The organism is Glaciecola sp. G7-5 (assembly GCF_055808975.1).
On record NZ_CM147892.1, the window covers coordinates 4,819,967 to 4,840,782 of the forward strand.

At 41.7% G+C, this 20,816-nt stretch carries 13 protein-coding genes and 1 pseudogene; 8 read left to right on the forward strand and 6 right to left on the reverse strand.

Going from position 1 to position 20,816, the window contains the following annotated elements:
• Positions 1-52: 52 nt before the first annotated feature.
• The 4 genes and pseudogenes from parE to nudF form a co-directional block, all read right to left on the reverse strand.
• Positions 53-1,942 (reverse strand): annotated as a pseudogene (gene parE / locus AC0L6H_RS21165) (DNA topoisomerase IV subunit B).
• Positions 1,943-2,260: 318 nt separating this feature from the next.
• A complete protein-coding gene (locus AC0L6H_RS21170) occupies positions 2,261-2,845 on the reverse strand; it encodes a YqiA/YcfP family alpha/beta fold hydrolase (protein ID WP_473391388.1) in 585 nt (194 codons plus the stop codon).
• Between the two features lie 39 nt (positions 2,846-2,884).
• Positions 2,885-3,322, reverse strand: a complete 438-nt coding sequence (locus AC0L6H_RS21175) for a DUF1249 domain-containing protein (protein WP_473391389.1) — start codon at positions 3,320-3,322, stop codon at positions 2,885-2,887.
• A gap of 74 nt (positions 3,323-3,396) precedes the next feature.
• Positions 3,397-4,020, reverse strand: coding sequence for an ADP-ribose diphosphatase (nudF, locus tag AC0L6H_RS21180; RefSeq protein WP_473391390.1), 624 nt, complete (start codon positions 4,018-4,020; stop codon positions 3,397-3,399).
• Between the two features lie 268 nt (positions 4,021-4,288).
• On the opposite strand from nudF, the gene tolC reads away from it, so the two are divergent.
• Positions 4,289-5,698, forward strand: a complete 1,410-nt coding sequence (tolC, locus tag AC0L6H_RS21185) for an outer membrane channel protein TolC (RefSeq protein ID WP_473391392.1) — start codon at positions 4,289-4,291, stop codon at positions 5,696-5,698.
• Between the two features lie 84 nt (positions 5,699-5,782).
• On the forward strand, positions 5,783-6,928 hold the full coding sequence (locus tag AC0L6H_RS21190) for a 2-hydroxyacid dehydrogenase (protein WP_473391393.1): 1,146 nt from the start codon (positions 5,783-5,785) through the stop codon (positions 6,926-6,928).
• Between the two features lie 5 nt (positions 6,929-6,933).
• On the opposite strand, the gene AC0L6H_RS21195 is transcribed toward AC0L6H_RS21190, so the two are convergent.
• Both AC0L6H_RS21195 and prsT read right to left on the reverse strand, forming a co-directional pair.
• Positions 6,934-7,728, reverse strand: coding sequence for an ion transporter (locus AC0L6H_RS21195; RefSeq protein WP_473391394.1), 795 nt, complete (start codon positions 7,726-7,728; stop codon positions 6,934-6,936).
• Positions 7,729-7,834: 106 nt separating this feature from the next.
• Entirely contained in the window at positions 7,835-10,627 is a 2,793-nt protein-coding gene (gene prsT / locus AC0L6H_RS21200; RefSeq protein ID WP_473391395.1) for an XrtA/PEP-CTERM system TPR-repeat protein PrsT, read from the reverse strand.
• A 216-nt stretch (positions 10,628-10,843) separates the two neighbouring features.
• Between prsT and AC0L6H_RS21205 the strand changes: the two genes are divergently transcribed.
• The 6 genes from AC0L6H_RS21205 to AC0L6H_RS21230 all read left to right on the forward strand — a co-directional run bounded on the left by AC0L6H_RS21205 (position 10,844) and on the right by AC0L6H_RS21230 (position 20,759).
• Positions 10,844-12,583 (forward strand): DEAD/DEAH box helicase, encoded by a 1,740-nt coding sequence (locus AC0L6H_RS21205; RefSeq protein WP_473391397.1) that lies wholly within the window; start codon positions 10,844-10,846, stop codon positions 12,581-12,583.
• A 131-nt stretch (positions 12,584-12,714) separates the two neighbouring features.
• Positions 12,715-14,112, forward strand: coding sequence for a siroheme synthase CysG (gene cysG, locus AC0L6H_RS21210; RefSeq protein WP_473391398.1), 1,398 nt, complete (start codon positions 12,715-12,717; stop codon positions 14,110-14,112).
• A gap of 179 nt (positions 14,113-14,291) precedes the next feature.
• Positions 14,292-15,224 (forward strand): hypothetical protein, encoded by a 933-nt coding sequence (locus tag AC0L6H_RS21215; RefSeq protein ID WP_473391400.1) that lies wholly within the window; start codon positions 14,292-14,294, stop codon positions 15,222-15,224.
• 138 nt (positions 15,225-15,362) lie between these two features.
• A complete protein-coding gene (locus tag AC0L6H_RS21220; RefSeq protein ID WP_473391401.1) occupies positions 15,363-18,728 on the forward strand; it encodes an amidohydrolase family protein in 3,366 nt (1,121 codons plus the stop codon).
• A gap of 349 nt (positions 18,729-19,077) precedes the next feature.
• The gene (locus AC0L6H_RS21225; protein ID WP_473391402.1) at positions 19,078-19,239 is read left to right on the forward strand and encodes a hypothetical protein; all 162 of its coding nucleotides are present in this window, start codon (positions 19,078-19,080) and stop codon (positions 19,237-19,239) included.
• A gap of 122 nt (positions 19,240-19,361) precedes the next feature.
• On the forward strand, positions 19,362-20,759 hold the full coding sequence (locus AC0L6H_RS21230) for a sulfotransferase (protein ID WP_473391403.1): 1,398 nt from the start codon (positions 19,362-19,364) through the stop codon (positions 20,757-20,759).
• The last annotated feature ends 57 nt before the right edge of the window (positions 20,760-20,816 follow it).

Genomic DNA, 20,816 nt, shown 5'->3' on the forward strand with positions numbered 1-20,816 from the left:
CCTAACAGCAAATAGCATGCTAAGCCGATAAAGTGCATTTTCGTTGATTTAGCTATACTTGAGCAAGGTTTCCTTTGCTCTCTAGCCAAGCTTTACGATCAGGTGCTCGCTTCTTCGACAACAACATGTCCATAAGTTCAAGCATTGTCTCGGCATCGTCACTCGTCAACCTAACTAATCTACGAGTATTGGGGTCCATAGTGGTTCTCACGAAGTTGCAAGGGGTTCATTTCACCCAAACCTTTAAAGCGTTGAACATTAACCTTACCGCGTTTTTTCTCGGCTTCGATACGGTCTAACACGCCCTGCTTCTCACTTTCATCTAGTGCATAGTAAACTTCTTTACCAATATCGATACGGAATAAAGGCGGCATGGCAACATAAACATGCCCTGTATCTACTAGTTTTCTGAAGTGTTTAACAAATAATGCGCACAGCAGAGTTGCAATGTGCAGACCGTCAGAGTCAGCATCAGCCAAGATGCAGATTTTACCATAGCGCAGTCCGCTTAGATCATCTGAATCTGGGTCTATACCCAGTGCAACAGAAATGTCATGAATTTCCTGTGAGGCCAAAACCTGCGAAGAATCGACTTCCCAGCTATTTAGAATCTTCCCCTGAGCGGCATGATTGCTTGAAACTCTCGGTCTCTAGCCTGTTTTGCTGAGCCTCCCGCAGAGTCACCTTCCACTAAAAAGAGTTCTGAGCGGTCGTTATCTTGAGTAGAACAATCAGTCAATTTACCGGGTAAAGCGGGGCCTGAGGTAATTTTTTTACGTGCTACCTTTTTACTTTGGCGTAATCGGCGCTGGGCATTATTAATGCACATGTCAGCGAGGAGCTCAGCAACGTCAGTTTGCTGATTTAAATATAAGCTAAACGCGTCTTTTACGATGCCTGAAATAAAGGCCGATGCTTGACGTGAAGACAGTCGCTCTTTTGTTTGTCCAGCAAATTGTGGGTCTTGCATTTTGGTGGATAAAATATAGCAACAACGATCCCAAATATCGTCTGCGGTTATTTTTACCCCTCTAGGCAATAAATTTCTAAATTCGCAGAATTCTCTAATAGCATCAAGCAAACCTTGTCGCATGCCGTTTACATGGGTGCCGCCTTGGGCCGTTGGAATAAGGTTTACATAACTTTCGGTAACCATTTCACCGCCCTCAGGCAGCCACATTACGGCCCAGTCTGCGGCCTCACCATTGCCTGAATACGAACCAACAAAGGGGGCGTCAGATGGAAGCGTTATGTAATCTTTCAAACCTTGGGTTAAATAATCACGCAGGCCATCTTCAAAATACCATTGGTGACTTTCTTTACTGATTTTGTTCTCAAACTTTATCAATAGCCCAGGGCACAATACGGCTTTAGCGCGTAAGATGTGGAGAAGTTTACTGACCGAAAATTTAGGCGAGTCAAAGTATTTCGGATCTGGCCAAAAGTGCACTCTTGTGCCGGTATTTCGCTTACCACAGGTATCAATAACTTGTAGTTCTTCAACTTTATCGCCATTTTCAAAGGCAATTTGATGGACTTCTGCATTGCGCCTAATAGTCACTTCAACTCGGGTAGAAAGTGCATTTACCACTGAAATACCTACTCCGTGTAGACCACCGGCAAATTCATAATTCTTATTAGAAAACTTACCACCGGCATGCAGCTTAGTCATGATAAGTTCAACACCACTCATGCCCTCTTCAGCGTGAATGTCCACAGGCATACCACGCCCGTCGTCTATCACTTCTAACGATTGATCCTCATGTAAGATAACTTTTATGTTGGTTGCATGTCCGCCTAAGGCTTCATCAACACTGTTGTCTATCACTTCTTGACTTAAGTGGTTTGGTCTAGTGGTGTCGGTATACATGCCTGGACGGCGTTTAACAGGGTCAAGTCCGTTGAGGACTTCAATAGCATCAGAATTATATTGCTCAGACATGTTATAGACTCATGTGGATTTAATTATTTTTATTTGCAGCGTGCCTAACATCGTTTTTTACACGCGCGCTTTAATTCTTTAATTTGGCGTAGCGCTGGGATCGCAAGTTAAAACAGGTAAATATCTTGCGCTAGTAAAACACCTGTATATAAATCCAATAGTAACAAGCATGTTTACAATGAGCAACCGCCTAAGCCACTATTTATAGTGTATATAACAAGGCAATTCAACGCCTAAAATTTTGACGCCTTTGCTTGCTCAACAATAACGGGAGTGTAAGCACAAGTCCCCGTCATTCCAGACTTGTTCTGGAATCTCCTAAACTAAAAACTGAAATATACTAGGCAGATAGTCTTCATATCCCACAAAACTATGATCACCGCCCTGTTCTACCAGCACATGGGCACCTATATATTTGTTTACTGCTAATTGGTAATCTAAGGTTTCGTCGCCGGTTTGTAATAGTACTTTGTATTTTTGAGGGTCAGACAATTTATCAATATATAGCGCTTTAAATATCCTTATATGCTCGGGCAAAATGTCAAATACCTCATTGGTATAAGGGTTTTGATGACGTCCTAAATAGTGACTTAATAAGTTTGCAGGGTTAACAGCGGGATTTACCAAAACGGCTTTAGCCTTTCCTATGCCGCAGGCATACTTTTCTATGCAATAAGTGGATAAAAAACCGCCCATCGAGCTACCAATAAAACAGGTTCTGGCTATGGGAAGAGTGGTCATGAGCGCATCAATTGTCTTAAGCGCCTTATTGATATCGCCAGATAACACCGGAATATGGACATTCACAGCGGGATAATGTTTTTTAGCGAAGGCCAGTGTTTGTTGTGCTTTGAGAGATTCGGGACTTGATAAAAAGCCGTGAAGATAAACTAGGTGATGCATAACTAAATATCGCTTTAAAAAATGACCTACAAAATAAAACTAATTTGTCGTAGAGGCAAGCCTTTGGGTTAAGCAAAAATGCAACCATTCGGCTAAAAACACATTTACCATATGTTTTTCGTTTCGCTGATGCATATTTAAATTCGGGTATTCATAAACAGGTTTGAGGCGAGAAGTTCGTTGTGCTGCAAGCACTTCAGCGGCTTTCGCATCATGGTATAAACGGATCGTCATTTTCGGTTGCAAAAAGCTAGGGGTATTTGCGCTCATCTGTGCCATTTCTAGTGTGCTAGTGTAGCGGCTTGAATCGACTATTTTTATTTGATATTTGAGGCCTTCAGCTACTTCAAAGCTATATTGTAAGTCGTGCGTATCACAGTCGGGCAATAACTTTAACATGCAAACATAATTATGCTCGCAGGTCGCAAGTATACTGGGTAAATGGGGGACATATTTTTTTCGCAAAACGCTTTTCATTCTATCTCTTGTTATAAATTGATGGACTGTTTTCGCCAAGGTCTTAAGCACGGGCGCATAACAACTAGCTCAGCTTACAAACCCCAATCACTGAGCACTTTGTGCTTATTAATCATAAGCCATTGCAAAGCGATAATCGCCGTACTGTTATCTATTTTACCTTCATTTAACCAATCAACCGCTTGTTCAAATGGAACTCTAAGTACCTTTATATCTTCGGCTTCATTTTCTAATCCATGAATACCTGAAGCAGTACTGGCATCGACTTTTGCTAAATATACGTGAATTCGTTCGGTACAAGCGCCCGGTGACGCCAAGTAAGAATTCATTTTAGTTAGGTGACTAAGGCTTATACCGGCTTCTTCTTGCGCCTCGCGATGACACACATCTTCAAGGTCTTCTCCCTCTTCAATAATGCCTGCGACGACTTCAATAAGCCACGGCTTGTCATTCGTTTCTAAAGCGGGAAATCTAAATTGTTCTAATAAAACGAGTTCATCAAGAATTGGATCATAAGGCAGTACGGCAACGGCGTGTCCGCGTTCAAACACCTCACGCATGACAACCTCGCTTGTGCCTCCATCAAATAAGGTATGAGTAAAATGGTAGCGGTTTAAGCTGAAGAAACCTTTATACAAAGACTCTTTTTTTAGAATGGTGACATCCGCTTTAGTAAAAGACAGTTCAGGCTCATGCATATAAATTGACTCAGTCGCGTTAGGTTTGTTGTCTCATCATTTTACGCATTCAGCAAAAATAAGCCATACAAGCCCATCAATTAGCATCAGTTGTGATCCCCTAAGTGACTATCGACAGTAAAAATAAACGATGTTTAATCTGCAAAATCATCACATTCTGTTACACTTAAACATCTTTTGATACAAGCATTCATTAGTATTTGTCGTTGAATGTCATAAACTAGTATTATATTCGCGTTAACCCATTAAAATCGCAGAGCGTTCATCAATGAAAAAGACATTTATAGCATTAGTTCTTGGACTAACCCTTTCCAGTGCAGCACATGCTGACGATTTGGCCACAGTATATGAATTGGCGAAAGCTAACGACCCTATTGTTAACCGTGCTAAAGCACAAAAAGACGCGGCCTACGCAGGCATTACTATAAGCCGTGCTAGTTTATTACCGCAAATTTCAGGCAGCGTTAGCTATGCTAAGTCAAACAGCGATGATGAAATTAACCAGCGGGTTTTCGATGAAAACAATGAACCCGTCATCGGTCCAGACGGCCGAGAAGTAACCATCAATAGCGTTGTTGATGTTGAAAGTAACTCATTGAATTACGGCCTAGACCTTAGTATGTCTTTGTATGACCATGCAAATTGGCTAGGTATGGACCGCGCAGAATTACTAGCCCAACAAAGTGATGCTGTTTTAGGGGCCACTTTTCAGTCACTTATGCTACGTACCGTAAATGCCTACTTAGCGGTACTGCGCGAACAAGACAGTGTTGAATTTGTAAAAGCAGAGTTAAAGGCGATTGAGAGACAACTTGAACAAACAAAACAACGCTTTGAAGTTGGTTTAACGGCTATTACCGATGTTCACGAAGCACAAGCAAACTATGACAACACGATCGCTCGCCAAATACGGGCCGAAAACCTTCTCGAGTTACGTCTCGAAGAACTACGTGAAATTACAGGTAAATACCATGACCGCATAGCGGTGCTCGATACAAATTTATTCTCCCCAGCAAAACCTTCTCCAGCTCAAGTAAATGGCTGGTTAGAACTGGCGAAAGACGCCAACCTTGATTTGTTGGCCCAGCGTTTAGTTAAAGACGTAGCGCAACAAGATATTGATCTGGCTAAAAGCGGGCACTACCCTACCCTTAGTTTGGCAGCCTCGTATGACCGCAATGACACCGAAACCGTGTTTAATGGTGGTCAGCCAAGCAAGCCACCTGCACTTGACAGTAACTCAATTCGTTTGACTCTCAGTGTTCCCATCTACCAGGGCGGCAGCGTGTCAGCGGCAAGCGAACAAGCGCGAGCTAACTATGTCGTAGCTAGCGAGAACCTTGAACTCACTTACCGTCAAACGGTACGTCAAGTACGAAGTTCTTTTAACGATGTTAATGCAGCAATCTCAACAATCCGTGCTCTAGAGCAATCTGTGGTATCTGCAGAAAGTGCATTGCAAGCGACTGAAGCTGGCTTTGATGTAGGTACGCGAACAATTGTTGATGTACTTAATAGTACGCGTAATCTTTTTGATGCGCGTCGTAACTTAGCTGATGCTCGTTACAATTTCATTGTTGCGATAATATCTTTAAAACAAGCATCTGGCACATTAACACAGAAAGATTTGCTTGATATTAATAAAGCGTTAAAACCAGCGCCTGCGTCGCAATCTTAATCAAACTAGATTAAACTAAAAGCCCCCACTTCAAACTGGGGGCTTTTTTATTTCTTTTTAATATCTCCAATAAAGGAAAAGCGAATGCCCTCAAAGTCATCCAAAAATATTGTTGATTTACAAAACATGCTAGGGAAATTAGACACGCTGAAGTCAAGCGACTACCAAGAGATAGTGACGATATTAAAAAACAGCACCAACACTGCTGGTTTCACGTCTTCGGGCAAGCTAAAGGTTGCCATGTTTGATGCCAAAAAGTACGATATTGAAGCCTTCACAAAACAAAATCACTTCAAGATTGAGATTACCCCTCATGATAGCCCGCTCAACGAGCAAAGTGCTATTTTGGCCAAAGGTTCACAAGTTGTATGTATTTTTGTGAATGACATTTGTAATGCGGCTGTGGTTAAAAAACTAGCTCATTACGGCGTAAAGCTAATCGCCCTTCGCTGCGCCGGTTATAACAACGTAGACATTGACGCTTGCAAGAAACATAAGATTGATTTAGTTAGGGTACCGGCCTATTCACCTCATGCGGTAGCCGAACATAGTGTCGCGTTGATGTTAATGCTCAATCGCAATTTGCATCGTGCCTATTTGCGTAATCGTTCAGGCCAGTTTGTATTAGACGGCCTCGTTGGTTTCAACATGTTTGAAAAAACAGTTGGTGTAGTAGGAACAGGTAAGATTGGGCGCTGCGTAGTCAATATATTGCTCGGCTTTGGATGTAAAGTGCTTGCCTATGATGTTGACCCAAATGCCGACATCGCCGCACTTGACAATGTGAGCTATACCGGTCTTGATGAACTCTTAAAACAATCTGATATCGTTACCTTACATGCGCCTTTGGTGAAAGAAACCTATCATTGCATTAATGAGAAAAGCATCGAAATGATGAAGCCCGGCGTGATGATTATTAACACCAGTCGTGGTGGCCTAATTGACTCTAAGGCCCTCATTCAGGGACTTAAACAGAAACGAATTAGTGCTGCTGGTTTGGATGTTTACGAGGAAGAAGCAAACATTTTCTTTAAAGATATGTCTAATGTGATTTTGGACGATGATGTATTCGCGCGATTATTGTCATTTAGCAATGTGGTCATTACCTCACATCAGGCTTTCCTAACCCATGAAGCACTTTCTAATATTGCTCAAACGACCCTAAGCAATATAAATGAGTATATGGACGGCAAACGCAGCAGTGATTTATCTAATATTGTTGTAGAGTAAAAACCTTAAGGTTTATCATTGCTGAGCTTTGCCACTTGCTCACTTAATTGCGCGATCTGCTTTTGTATATCGAGCATACTAGGCTGACCTTCATTGCGTTCTTTAGTATGCTCTTCATCCATTACGCCGACCACGATACCTATTACCATATTTAAAAAAGCAAATGCGGTGAAAAATATAAAACTAATATAGAAAATCCAACTCATTGGATAAACAGCCATGGTTTCATATTGAATATCGGTCCAATCTTCAAAGGTCATTACTCTAAACAGGGTAAGCATTGAAATTGCTATATCACCCCATAAAACGGGATTGATATCTTCAAACATATAACTGCCAATTGCGGCATAGATATAGAAAATAATAAACATCAGCAAAACCACATATCCTAGACGCGGTAGCGCAATCAATAGAGAATTAATAAGGACGCGTAGTTCAGGGATAATCGAAATCATCCTCAACACTCTGAAGATTCTGATTAAGCGTGCCAAAAGTGCCATCTCAGATTCATCTATAGGAATAAGGCTGATGACAACAACCAAAGTGTCAAAAACATTCCAGGCTGATTTAAAGAAATCCTTCTTTCTCTCTTCGGCTATAAATCTTACAACAATTTCAAACAGAAAAAATACCGTTATAAACACATCCATATACTTTGTGATGGCAATGGCGGCGTCAGATAAATCATAGGTCTTGGCGCCTATTTCAAGGGCAGAAATAATGATTACCGAGATTACAAAAAATTCAAAGGCTCGGTTGTGGCGTAGCTTTACAAAACCACGTTTTATTGTATCTATCACGGTATTTTCTCTGTGGGTATGAAACTTATTAGGGGACTACACTAAAAAGGCTCACGCTGCCGTTAACCTAACGCTAACACGTGAGCCTCGTTATTCTTGTTTTAACTTACTTTATGTACTCTTTCTCCAATGCTGCTAAACGCGCTTTCGCTTCGCTGGTGGTCAGTTTTAAATCTTTAATGCGACGCTTAGCAATCGTTATGGCATCGTTTTTCAACAATACTTCGATGTAGTTTAGATTGATGTCTTCATTTTTTACTTTATCGCTCATTACGCTGTTATAAACAACTAGGGCTTCATCTAGTTTACCTTGGCTGACGAGCACCTGAGCATGAGTGTCACCAATGGCAACATTTGATGGTTGAATGATATAGGCTCTATTTGAATATTCAGCCGCTTTCTCGAAATCACCCTTTTCCATCAATAGGTGCGCTGCATTATTGAGCACAACAAAGTTATTTGGAAAATCTTTCAATAATGACTCATAACTTGCAATGGCAGATGTTGGGTCCAATTCAATCTGGCGTTCAGCTAAAAGCAACCTTGCGCGGCCGTCATTCGGCAATGCTTTAACGTGTCTTTCAATAACGCTTAACGCAACTGTCGATTGATTGGCTTCATCTAATGAACGTACATAAATAAAGAGGTTATCAGCGGTACTGTTGGCGCTGTAAGCGGCGAATGCATCATCAACGGTATCGCTGCCTTTACCTTCTGCCAAGGCTATCCTTGCTTTTACGCCACGGATAAAGGGTAGAGGGTGATATTTTACATCTATCGATTCAAGTACTTCTTTGCTTCCTCTTACATTACCTGACATAACCATAAAGTAGCTTTGCATAATTTTAACTTGCAAGTTGTCTTTACGAGCTAAGAAGTCAGTCGAGATCCTAGCACCTTTGTCATATTGTCGCGCCATATCTAAGATAAGCAGTTGTCCCATCACTGCATTTTCTTGATTTGGGTATAATTCAGACCATTTAACGTAGTGATTCAGTGCTTCATCACTTTGGTTATTTCTAAGTAAAGCAACCCCTTTTATTTGCCAGAATGTTGGCGGTGCTTGGCGTGAAATAGGAATGTTTTTTAAAGCATCAAGGGCTTCTTTGGGTTTGTTGATAGACAAGGCTATTCTCGCTAACAACATACCAAGATTAGCATCTTTAGGGTTGTCTTTAACGGCCTTTCTAATTTTGTCTATTGCCGGTTTAGCGTCTTTCGCTTCGTTTTTCAAGGCAAAATAGCTCGCTAATGCGGGCAAATTGTATGGCTCATCGGCTAACAAAGCTTCTGCTTTTTCTTCTGCCGAATCATAATTCTTTTGACGAAGGTCTAAGCGAATAGAGGATAACCTAACGGGAATGCTATCGCGGTCTAGGGCCCTTGCTTTATTAATAACAACTGAAGCTTCAGCAAATCGCTCTTGACGTTGCAATACTTCTGCTTCCAATAGATAGCCATCGACAACGGTTGGCTCATCGAGTTGCCACTGCTGCGCTAACTTCATTGCGTTGTCTAATTGATCGGTACCTAAATAAGCACTAGCAAGGGTCGTTTTCGCAGTAATTGATTCAGGGGCTTTTTCAACAGCACTTTCTAAATCAAGTAAGCCTTCAATATCATTAATAGACAGTTTTAATACACCTAAACGCGTAAGGTCTTCAGGGGTTTCACTAATTTTATCAGCTTGCTCAATAATCTCTTTCGCTGCCGCAGTATTTCCTGATTTTATCAGTTCATAACCCGCTCTTGAGAATAAACTTGCGTCTTGTTCCGTCGCGTTATTAACACGTGATAATACTTGTCCCGCGTCATCACCCATGTTCCCTTGTAGTTGGCTAGCGGCAAGAATACGTAAACCGGGATGATTGTCAGGCAAAATAGCCGCGATAAATGAGAGGTGGCTTACTGCCGACGCATATTCTTCTAGTTGATATGAAGCAAAACCCGCAATTAAACGTAGGGCCGGATCTGGACGTCCTAAACCAATCGCCTTTTCGGTATAAAATTTGGCCTGTTTAAAATCACCCTGGGCTGCGCGTACCACACCTTTTAGTTGGTTCAGTAAAGCATTATCAGGAATAACAGGTAACAACTCATCAATATAAACTTCAGCACGTTTTGGTTGACGTTGTTCAACCAACATACTTGCCAACGAAAATTTTGCTTCTAAATCTTTTGGCTCTACTTTGATGTAGTTTTCGTAGATATCAGCTGCTTTTTCTGGTTCTCCATTTAGCGTATATAAACGGGCGGTAAAATTCAGTACATCACTATTAAGTGGCGCACGTTTATACATTTTAAGCGCCGTTTCCAATGCTTTTTTCGCGTCTTCATCAAGTACCTGTTGGTAGCCAAGTACAAGACCTTTATAAACAACATCGGTGTCGAGTAACAATAAATCGCGAATAAGTCCATTCGCTTCATCAAGCTGATTAAGTTGCATGTATGATTGCACTTTACGAAAGCCGACTTCGGCTTGTTCAGCATGTGTTAGCCCGGAGTTATCATAGGACAAATCAGAAAGGGCGACATTGGCACCAGTTTTTTGAAGCGCTAGCGCAAGCAGTGGCAGCACTTCTTTTTCTGAATAACCTAGCTCTTTAGCGCGAGACAATTCTTTTTCAGCAGGCTCAAAACTTTTAAGTGATAAATAAAGCTTACCCAGTTCAAATCGTGCTTTTGCAGAACGCGTATCTTGTTGAACTGCATTTTTTAATGCAACCACAGCCGCTTGGTTGTCGCCTTGAGCAGCGAATGCCGCGGCCTCTTGTATATATTCTTCAGATGTCTTTTGTTGGCACGCTGCCATTAAAATGACCAAACTTACCACTGTGACGAGCTTTAATAAGCCTGCTGACACCCTTGAGGTAAATGTGTTGTCGCGGAGGTTTTGCATACTAAGTTCTACCTTTTTGTCCTTGATGTTTACTTAAAAACCGATCGTGAAAACGATATTGCCTATACTGTAGCGAATTGTCGTTCATTTAACCACAGATTTGCGAATTTGTTTAATGGTATATACGACTAATTTCGCGTATACTACAGGGCTAGTTATTGGCGTTCGCATCCTCTTTAGCTCTACCTTTTGTTTTTTATTATTTCAGGATATACCATGACCGACAGTGTCGACATAACATTTAAAGATTTAAACCTGCCTAGTGCGCTACTTCAGGCAGTTGAAAAAGTGGGCTATGAAAAGCCCTCCCCTATACAAGCGAAAGCAATTCCACTGCTGCTTGAAGGCCACGATTTACTTGGCCAAGCGCAAACAGGCACCGGTAAAACGGCGGCATTTGCGCTACCTATGCTCGCAAATATAGACCCCGATGAAGCATTCACTCAACTACTTGTATTAGCGCCCACTCGCGAACTTGCTATACAGGTTGCAGAGGCCTTTCAAGTCTACGCTAGCTTCTCTAAAAAAATCCGTGTATTACCGATATACGGCGGTCAGTCATACGACAACCAAATTCGCCAATTAAAACGTGGCGTACAAGTTGTTGTCGGGACACCTGGTCGTATTATTGACCATATTAAACGTAAAACCCTTAAACTAGACCAACTTCGCTTTTTAGTCCTAGACGAAGCTGACGAAATGTTACGCATGGGTTTTATCGACGATGTTGAATTAATCCTTAGTCATGCACCTGCAAAACGTCAAACGGCTTTGTTCTCGGCCACAATGCCTGATGTCATCAAAAAAATATCGCAAAAATATTTAAACAATCCAAAACACATTAAAATTGAATCAAAGGTTTCTACAGCAAGCACGATTCGTCAACGTTATGTACAAGTAGCTGGCCATCACAAACTTGAAGCGCTTACCAGAATATTTGAAGTTGAAGAATTTGACGGTGTCATCGTGTTTGTTCGTACAAAAACCGCAACACTTGAACTTGCAGACAAACTTGCCGCCCGCGGCTATGACGTCGAGGCACTCAATGGCGACATCGCGCAATCGGCCCGTGAGCGCACGGTAGAAAGGCTTAAGCAAGGCAAAATAGATATATTAGTTGCAACCGACGTTGTCGCTCGAGGCTTAGACGTAGAGCGTGTCAGCCATGTTATAAACTTTGATGTGCCCCACGACACCGAATCTTACGTCCACCGAATTGGCCGTACCGGTCGCGCAGGACGCCAAGGCGATGCAATACTATTTATTTCACACCGTGAAAAGCGTATGTTGTTTTCTATCGAAAAAGCTACTAAACAAAGCATTACGCCAATGGACATTCCTTCTATTAGCGAGTTAAACGAATCCCGTTTAGGGCGTTTTAAAAAGAATGTGCTTGAAGCCTTAAGTGACGATACCATAGAGTCTTATATGCCGGTGATTGAAGCTATTTTAAAAGAGTCTGAAGCTTCACCAGAAATGGTTATGGCAGCTCTTGCTAAAGTAGCCCAGGGTGAAGAGCCTCTATTACTGAGCGAGCAAGACCGTCCAGATGTGCACTCAAAGCCATCATTTAAAGACCGTCCTGAGCGTGGTGATCGAGGCCCACGCAATGACCGAGGTCGCAGCCCCAATAAACAAGGTGGTCGTGAGCGCAAACCTTCAAGACCGCGTGGTAATCCTGAATCAGGGATGAAACGCTTTAGAATTGAAGTTGGCTATGTACATGGTGCTAAGCCTGGTAACATTGTTGGCGCAATTGCTAACGAAGGCGATATGAGCAGCAAAAATATTGGTGCTATTGATATCCACGATAGCTTTACCTTAGTAGATTTGCCAGACAGCATGCCAGCAAAAACAAAAGAAACCTTGCAAAAAACGCGTGTTGCCGGCCAGCGCCTAAATATTCGCGAATGGAGCGAAGAAGCGCCCAAGAAGCGCAAGAAAAAAGATAGCTAGGCTAATCGTCATCGATAACCTAACGGCATCTTGTTGATGCTATATACCAAAAAGGAATAAAATTAGCATTTTTATTCCTTTTTTTATTTCTAGTATATGACACACTTTAGGCTCATAACAAAAGAGGCCGTATGAAGTATTTTCCAATTTTCGTTGATGCAGAACATATCCATTGCTTAGTCGTTGGTGCTGGCGAAGTAGCAGCTCGCAAATGTGAGCTCCTGTTAAAAACACCCGCACAAATCACTATCGTGGCGCCTTGGGTAAGCGAAACTGTCGAAAAGCTCGCGCTCTCAGACAAGGTAACGCTAATAAGGCGTGAATTCGAAGCTGATGATTTAACCAACAAGCAAATGGTGTTTGTTGCCACCGACAAACAAGCGACCAATCAAGCAATCCATGATCAAGCACACGCGCAAAATATTTTAGTTAATGTGGTCGATAATACGCCACTGTGTAAATTTATTACGCCTTCAATTGTTGACCGTTCACCCATCATTATTGCCATGTCTAGTGGTGGTGTGGCACCGGTATTACTGCGTTATATTCGCCAAAAATTAGAATCGGTTATCCCCCATAATATAAAGCGTTTAGGTACTTTTTCTGAGAAATTTAGAGACAAAGTAAAGCAATCACTCGATAACGTGACCGATCGAAGGTACTTTTGGGAAGAGGTACTAGACGGTGATATCGGCGAAAACGTATTACAAGGTAACGAAAAACAGGCCCAGCAACAATTAGGCAGCGCCCTTGAAAAATACGCCAGTGGTGACAAACCTAATGGCCAAGTCTACTTGGTAGGCGCTGGGCCGGGTGATCCAGATCTTCTGACCTTCAGAGCCCTGCGTTTGATGCAAAAAGCAGACGTTGTTGTATACGACCGCTTGGTGTCTAACGAAATACTCGAATTGGTGCGCCGCGATGCAGAAAAAATCTACGTTGGTAAAGAAAAAAGTAACCACACTATCCCGCAACAAGACATTAACCAACTACTTGCTGATTTAGCGAAAGAAGGTAAGCGTGTTGTACGCCTCAAAGGTGGCGATCCCTTTGTATTTGGTAGAGGCGGCGAAGAAATTGAAACGCTGATTGATGAAGGGGTCGAATTTCAGGTTGTACCGGGCATTACCGCCGCAACAGGCGCGGCAAGTTATGCTGGCATTCCTTTGACACACAGAGACCATGCGCAATCGGTTACCTTTACTACAGGCCACTTGCGCGACAATAGCATCAACTTAGATTGGCCTTCGTTAGTTAAGCCCAATCATACCCTCGTGTTTTATATGGGCTTAACAGGCCTTCCTATTATATGCGAGCAACTCATTAATAATGGAATGCCAAGTTCAACCCCCATTGGTTTAGTGCAAAGCGCGACCCGCGGCGACCAAAAGGTAGTGACCGGCACACTCGACAATATAGTTGAAAACCCTGAAACCGCTAAGCTCAAACCGCCAACGCTCATTATTGTTGGCGGCGTAGTAAGCTTGCACAGCAAATTAAATTGGTTTGGTGCAGGCGCGGTTTCATAAAAAAGTAAACATATTGGTGTTATGTGCCGTTAACACACTACGAGTTCAACGGTATCGCTTTTTGAGTGATCTAATCAGAGTTTTTATTGATGTGGCACATTCAACAGTGGATTTACCAATTTTGCGCTAAGAAAAATAAGCTTTCATGCTTGCATCTGTTAATAGTCGCGTGCATCGCTATGACCTATAGCTGTGCTATTAAGGCTCAACAAACACACTTTAGTCAGGCTAGGAGCGGCGTAAACACAAATTTTGACTATAAATGGCGCACTCAAGAAGGTGAATATAACTTGTCATTTACCTTAGATAGCCGCAGCCTTTACGCTATGCCACCTTCTCCACCTAATTATAGTCCTCAGGTTTTTCAATCTCACGTATATGTTCAAGTCATGCAAGCTGCTAAGCTCATTGATCCTAAGTTAGCCAAAATAAAAGTAAAGAAGAACAACAGCGGCTTATCTTTTAACGTGAGTAGCCGCCGCGGCAGTGAACAAGCCCAGCAAGTGCTAGATAAACTGAAGTCGGTTCATGATAAAGCGCAAGATGACTATTGGAGCGACAACTATTTTGTTAAATATAAAGCACCAAACGGCGCTTCAAGCATTCGCCACGATCATGCCAAGTATACGGTAAATAGTAGCAAAGCTTTACTACCTCTCGTTGACGCCATAAAGCAATTACAAAATAATCCCAGAGACGCGCGCGAATTTATTCAAATTGCATTGAGCTGGATTCAATCGATTCCTTACAATCGTTTGGAAGACAGGCTGTCCTCAAACGGCGCAGGCTTTATTTCACCTCGCGACTTATTGTTACAAAATCAAGGAGATTGTGATAGTAAATCCACTTTAATGGCGGCCTTGTTAACTGCCTATAGCCCACATGCAGACGTTCAAATGGTATACCTTCCAGAGCATGCTTTACTTGCGGTTGATTTACAAAGCATAAACCTAAGGGAAAACGTAAATGAACTTACACTTAGTAGCAACGGAGCTAACTACGTTTTACTAGAGCCAACAGGGCCTGCTCAACTGCAGATGGGCGAAGTTGCCCCATCCACAAAATTATCGTTACGTAATAGGCAATTTGACCTCGCTAGCATGTCATTGTAGGAACCCGGTAGCATGGCTGTCCTACTGATTATTAAATAGCCGTAAAATAATTTTTATTCTATCGCCAGGACTTGCGAATTTTGCACGTTGCAATTATGGTTATTGCTTAAACATAACTATAAGAAGAATCCTATATTAATGAAAATACGACAATCACTATCTTCCCTCGCGCTCGCGCTTGGCCTAAGTTTATTGACATCTGCAGGCTTACTTCATGCCGCATCCCTATCACAATCTGAAGAAGCAGTGTCAGATGACGACACCGTTGAAGCGAACGATCCCTTAAAAAATTGGGAAGTTCTCGCGCCGCCAATGGATTTAAAAACAGTGGACATATCCACAAACGAAACCACCTGGTCAAGTTTGGATATTTCGCCAAACGGCGACACCATGGTATTTGACATGCTAGGGGATATTTTTATCGTAAGCGCAGAAGGCGGCAAAGCAACAGCCTTAACGCAAGATTTCGCTTGGAATATTCAACCAGCAATTAGCCCTGACGGAAAAAAGATTGCGTTTGTATCTGACCGTGATGGTTTATCAAACATATGGACCATGGATATAAACGGGGAAAACCTAAAGCAAGTAACAAAAGAGAAAAAACACCTTATTCATGCGCCTAAATGGAGCCCAGATTCTGAATATATCGTGGTGACAAAAGGCATTATGTCAGCTCGCTCTATACCCGCTGGCGAAATCTGGTTATATCATCACAGCGGCGGCACAGGTGTTGCCATAAAAGAACGGGAAAACGGTAAAGTTGAGCAGCAAAATATCGCAGACCCAGCATTTTCGCCCGACGGCCAATATATCTATTACACCCATGACATTAGCCCAGGTTCTGGCTTTGACTACAACCGAGACCCGCTTAAATCGATTTTCGCAATAACACGTTACGACCGCGAAACCGGTGAAGAAGAACGCTATATTTCTGGCACCGGCGGTGCTGTTGTGCCAACGCCATCACCCGACGGCAAACACATTGCATTTATCCGTCGCGTAAAAAACAAAACCGTACTTTTTGTCAAAGATATTGCTACGGGTCTTGAAGAACCCCTGTTTTTTGACCTCGAGCGCGACATGCAAGAAGGCTTTGGTAGCGAAGGTTATTTTGCTTATTTCGATTGGACGCCAGACTCTGAAAACATCGTATTTTGGACTGCAGGCAAGTTTCATTCGTTAAACGCAGCAAACAAAGAATTAAGTACGCTAGATGTACAAATAGAAAGCACCTTGCATTACGCAGATGCGCTGCGCTTTAAGGTTGATGTTGCACCAGAGGAGTTTGATGTTAAAGCTGTTCGCTGGGCACAAAAATCACCAGACGGTAAGTCCATATTGTTTCAAGCACTTGGAAAATTATATTTACATGACATGAAGTCAGGCAAAGTAAAGCGCCTAACCAGACAAGATGATCACGACGAATATTATCCCCGTTATTCTAACGACGGCAAACGTATTGTTTACACCACATGGAACGACCAAGCGCTAGGTACCATTAGAGTGGTTTCAGCCCGTGGTGGCAAGGGCAAAGTCGTTAGCATTGGTCCGGGGCATTATATCGAACCGAGCTTTTCTAACGATGCTGAGCTAATTGCCTATCGCAAAATAACAGGTGGCTACTTACTTGATCCAAAATATTCAAACGAACCCGGGTTGTATGTACTAAACCTTGATGAAGAAACGACAAAACGCGTCTCGCCCAGTGGTTTTGAACCCCATTTTAGTAGCGACAACGAACGTGTATATTTTACCGAAAACCAATTTGACGCTTATCGAGAAACCCGTTTTTCGAGCGTAAATTTAAATGGTAAAGACAAACAAGTTCACCTCAATGGTGGTGATAAAGTAAGTGAATACCGCCTCTCTCCTGATGGAAAATGGCTAGCCTTTGTGCATCAATACAAAACCTACGCAGCGCCTTTTGAAACCAATGGCAAGACCTTCAAGCTAGGGCCTGATATGACCGCCTTACCGGTTAAGCAATTGTCTGCCCATGCAGGAAATTACATGACTTGGCGCGATGACAGCTCTACCGTGGGCTGGTCTCATGCGGCCACATATTATGAGCGCGGTTTAAACGAAGCCTTTGACTTTATTGCAGGTGCTAAAAGCGATGATATGCCCCAACCCGTTGACTCAGGCATAAACGTAAGCTTTAAACAAAAAACCGACAACAGCGATAAGGTAACCGCGATTGTTGGCGGAAAATTAGTGACCATGCGTGATGCAAACAATCAGCAAGAAGTCATCGAAGATTCGGTAGTTATTATCGAAGGAAATCGAATCACTGCTGTGGGCAAAAAAGGCGATGTGAGTATCCCCGAAGATGCCTTGGAAATTGATGCTAGCGGCAAAACCATTATCCCAGGTCTTATTGATGCCCACGCACATGGTTCACAAGGTACTTCACAGATTATTCCTGATCAAAATTGGAGCCAATATTCTAACCTTTCGTTTGGCGTTACCACGATACATGACCCATCAAATGATACGCGCGAAATAATGGCGGCTTCTGAATTGCAGCGTGCTGGCTTACGTGTTGCCCCACGTATTTATTCAACCGGCACCATTTTATACGGTGCAGAAGCACTGGGTTACAAGGCCGTTATTAATAATTATGACGACGCTTACTTTCATGTTGAACGATTGCGAGATATTGGTGCTATATCGGTCAAAAGCTACAATCAGCCGCGCCGTGACCAGCGCCAACAAGTACTGGTCGCAGCCGACAAACTAGGCATGATGGTTGTACCCGAAGGCGGCGGTAAGCTTCAACAAAACATTAGTATGCTAGTTGATGGGCATACTGGTCTTGAACATAGTTTGCCCATTGCCCGTGGATACAGTGATTTAACCCAGTTATGGAAAGCCACTCAATTTGGCTATACACCTACCTTTGTGGTTGCTTATGGTGGCATGATGGGAGAGGAGTATTTTTACGATAAAACGCAAGTGTGGAAAAACGAACGCCTAATGCGCTACACCCCATCATTCTTAGTCGACCGCCGCGCGATACGTCGTCCTAGAGCGCCAGAGAACTATTACAATCATGTAGACGTTGCAAAATACGCAAAAGTACTCAGAGATGAAGGCGTTCGCGTAATGATAGGCGCCCACGGCCAAAGAGAAGGCTTAGCCTCACATTGGGAGATGTGGATTATGGCGCAAGGTGGTTTCACGCCATTTGAAGCGATTCGTGGTGCAACCATAGATGGCGCCACTCATTTAGGCATGGACCATGATATTGGTAGTATTGAAGTCGGAAAGTTAGCCGACATGGTCATTATTGACGGAGACGTACTCGCTGATATAAGACGAAGCGAATATGTCAGTCATACCGTTATTAATGGTCGCGTATTTGAAAGTGCGACAATGAATGAGCTCGGCAGCAAAACAGAACGAAATTTATTCTTCTTTGAAAATAACAATAAATTATTTATGCCTGAGCATACCGCGACCATGATGGAAGAGAAATCAAAACGCTTCCACTGGGTGCATTAATAAATCTCTTAGTTGAAAGGCCAATAAAGGGGAAGTATTAACGCTTCCCCCTTTATTTATTAGAAAATTCTCAAGCTCACACAAAGCCCGAAACCACTCCAAACTGGACCTAAAGTTCAACAAAATCAATGGCTGTTGAATAGTTTAAGGATGTCGTTTATTCTAGTTCAACTTTTTGAACGACAAATTTTATTACTTGCCTCATAAATATGCTGTTCAGACTTAAAAACAAGGGCCTTTTTTTGTCAAAAAGACTTACAGCCTATTTTTAATAATTCAAAGTGATTAAAACAATAAAAACCATTTCACCAAACTCTTTGGTAATAATGTAAAAGAGGAAGCTAATACTGTGTCAGAAGAACTAAATAAAGCGATTACTTATTTTAATGCTGATAATCTCACAAGCGCCAAGAAATGGTTGAAAAAGGTTAAGGCTAATTCATACGCAAAGAAAAAGTTAGAATATGGAATACTACTAAAAGAAAAAAATACAAACAAAGTATATTTTTAGGCAAGCAACTTCTGTTAGAAACCAGAGATTCTAAAGAAATAGTAGAAATCGCGAATAATGTAGCACGGTGTTACTTTGATCAAAATGACGAGGAAAACGCAGAACATTATTTCGAATTATCTATGGCGCAAGATGATTCTGTCAAAAATGGAGCAAGTATTATCTATTTGCTTAAGTTGTACGCATTGCGGGAACACTTCGTCAACATTGAAAAATTAGCTCCCAAAGCTCTAAACTGGGAAAAATACTCGATTGATGCGCAACTACTTTTGTTGGAGAGTGCTTCTAAATTTGGCTCAAAAACATTAGTAAAAGAGCGCGCTCAAAATCTCTTCTTTGATTTTGATGGATTGGATGATGACCAGTTCACAACCTTGCTGCAATATTTGAATAGTGCAGGGTTAAAGGATTTAGTCGACCTCGCTTGTGAACGGTATGAAAAAAAGTCAGGTTGTATACTAGTCTCTAATAGAGTGAAAAATTTACTGAAACAAAATGAAGTTGATGAAGCTTTAGAACTATTAAAAAAGAACCCAATAGATGTGGTAGGGCATCAATACTTGTTGGGAAATACATTGCAAAAAAAAGGGGATTATGCGGACGCCTTTAATGCATGGGAAAAGGGAGGAAAGCTTCAAATAAATGGAGATCCCACAATCAAAAAGCATATGAACAATAGCAACCGCTTGCTTAAGGAATATCGAAGCATAATACCTACGCTAGAAAAAAATCTAGATATTTTCAAAGGAGATGAAGGTAAGAATCATGTTTTTATTGTTGGATTTCCTCGTTCGGGCACAACACTGCTAGACAACATATTAGATACGCAAGACGATCTTCTTGTCTTGAGTGAGAGACAAATTCTTCAGGCTACAGTAAAAGAATTTAAGAATTTTGGAAAAAAATACCCTAAGGATATATCAAATTTGTCGAGTGACGAACTAGATAGGATGAGACATCGATATATAGAAGTCATCAAAGAGGAACAAGGATTTAAAATTCCCAAATCAGGAATAATAATTGAAAAAAACCCTCATTACACGCATAAAATTCCCCTCATAAAGACGCTATTTCCAAAGTCTAAATTAATTATTAGCATTAGGCACCCTTTAGATGTCTGTTTGAGTTGTCTGCAGCAGTATTTCACTATGAATGCTTACAATGCCCATTTGCTTATATTTAAGGATATTGTTGATCATTATATTGCAGTATTTGAACTCTTAGAGCAGTATGAAATTAAACTAGGTATCGAATTTCTATATGTCAGATACGAGGATTTAGTGGATGATTTAGAAGCTGAAATGGATAAAGTATTTAGTTACATTGGGTTTGTAGCAAATAATAGTTATTTGGATTTTCACAAACATGCAGACAAAAAATTTGTGACGAGCGCGTCTAGAGGGCAAACTAATCAGCCACTGTATAAAACATCGAAATACAAATGGAAAAATTATGAAGAACAATTAGCGCCTTACACTGAAAAGCTAAGCTACTTTATCGAAAAATTTGGATATGCGTAATTCGTATTCATGCACGCTATTAGATACATCAAACACCTCGTTTGAAACATCCTAAAG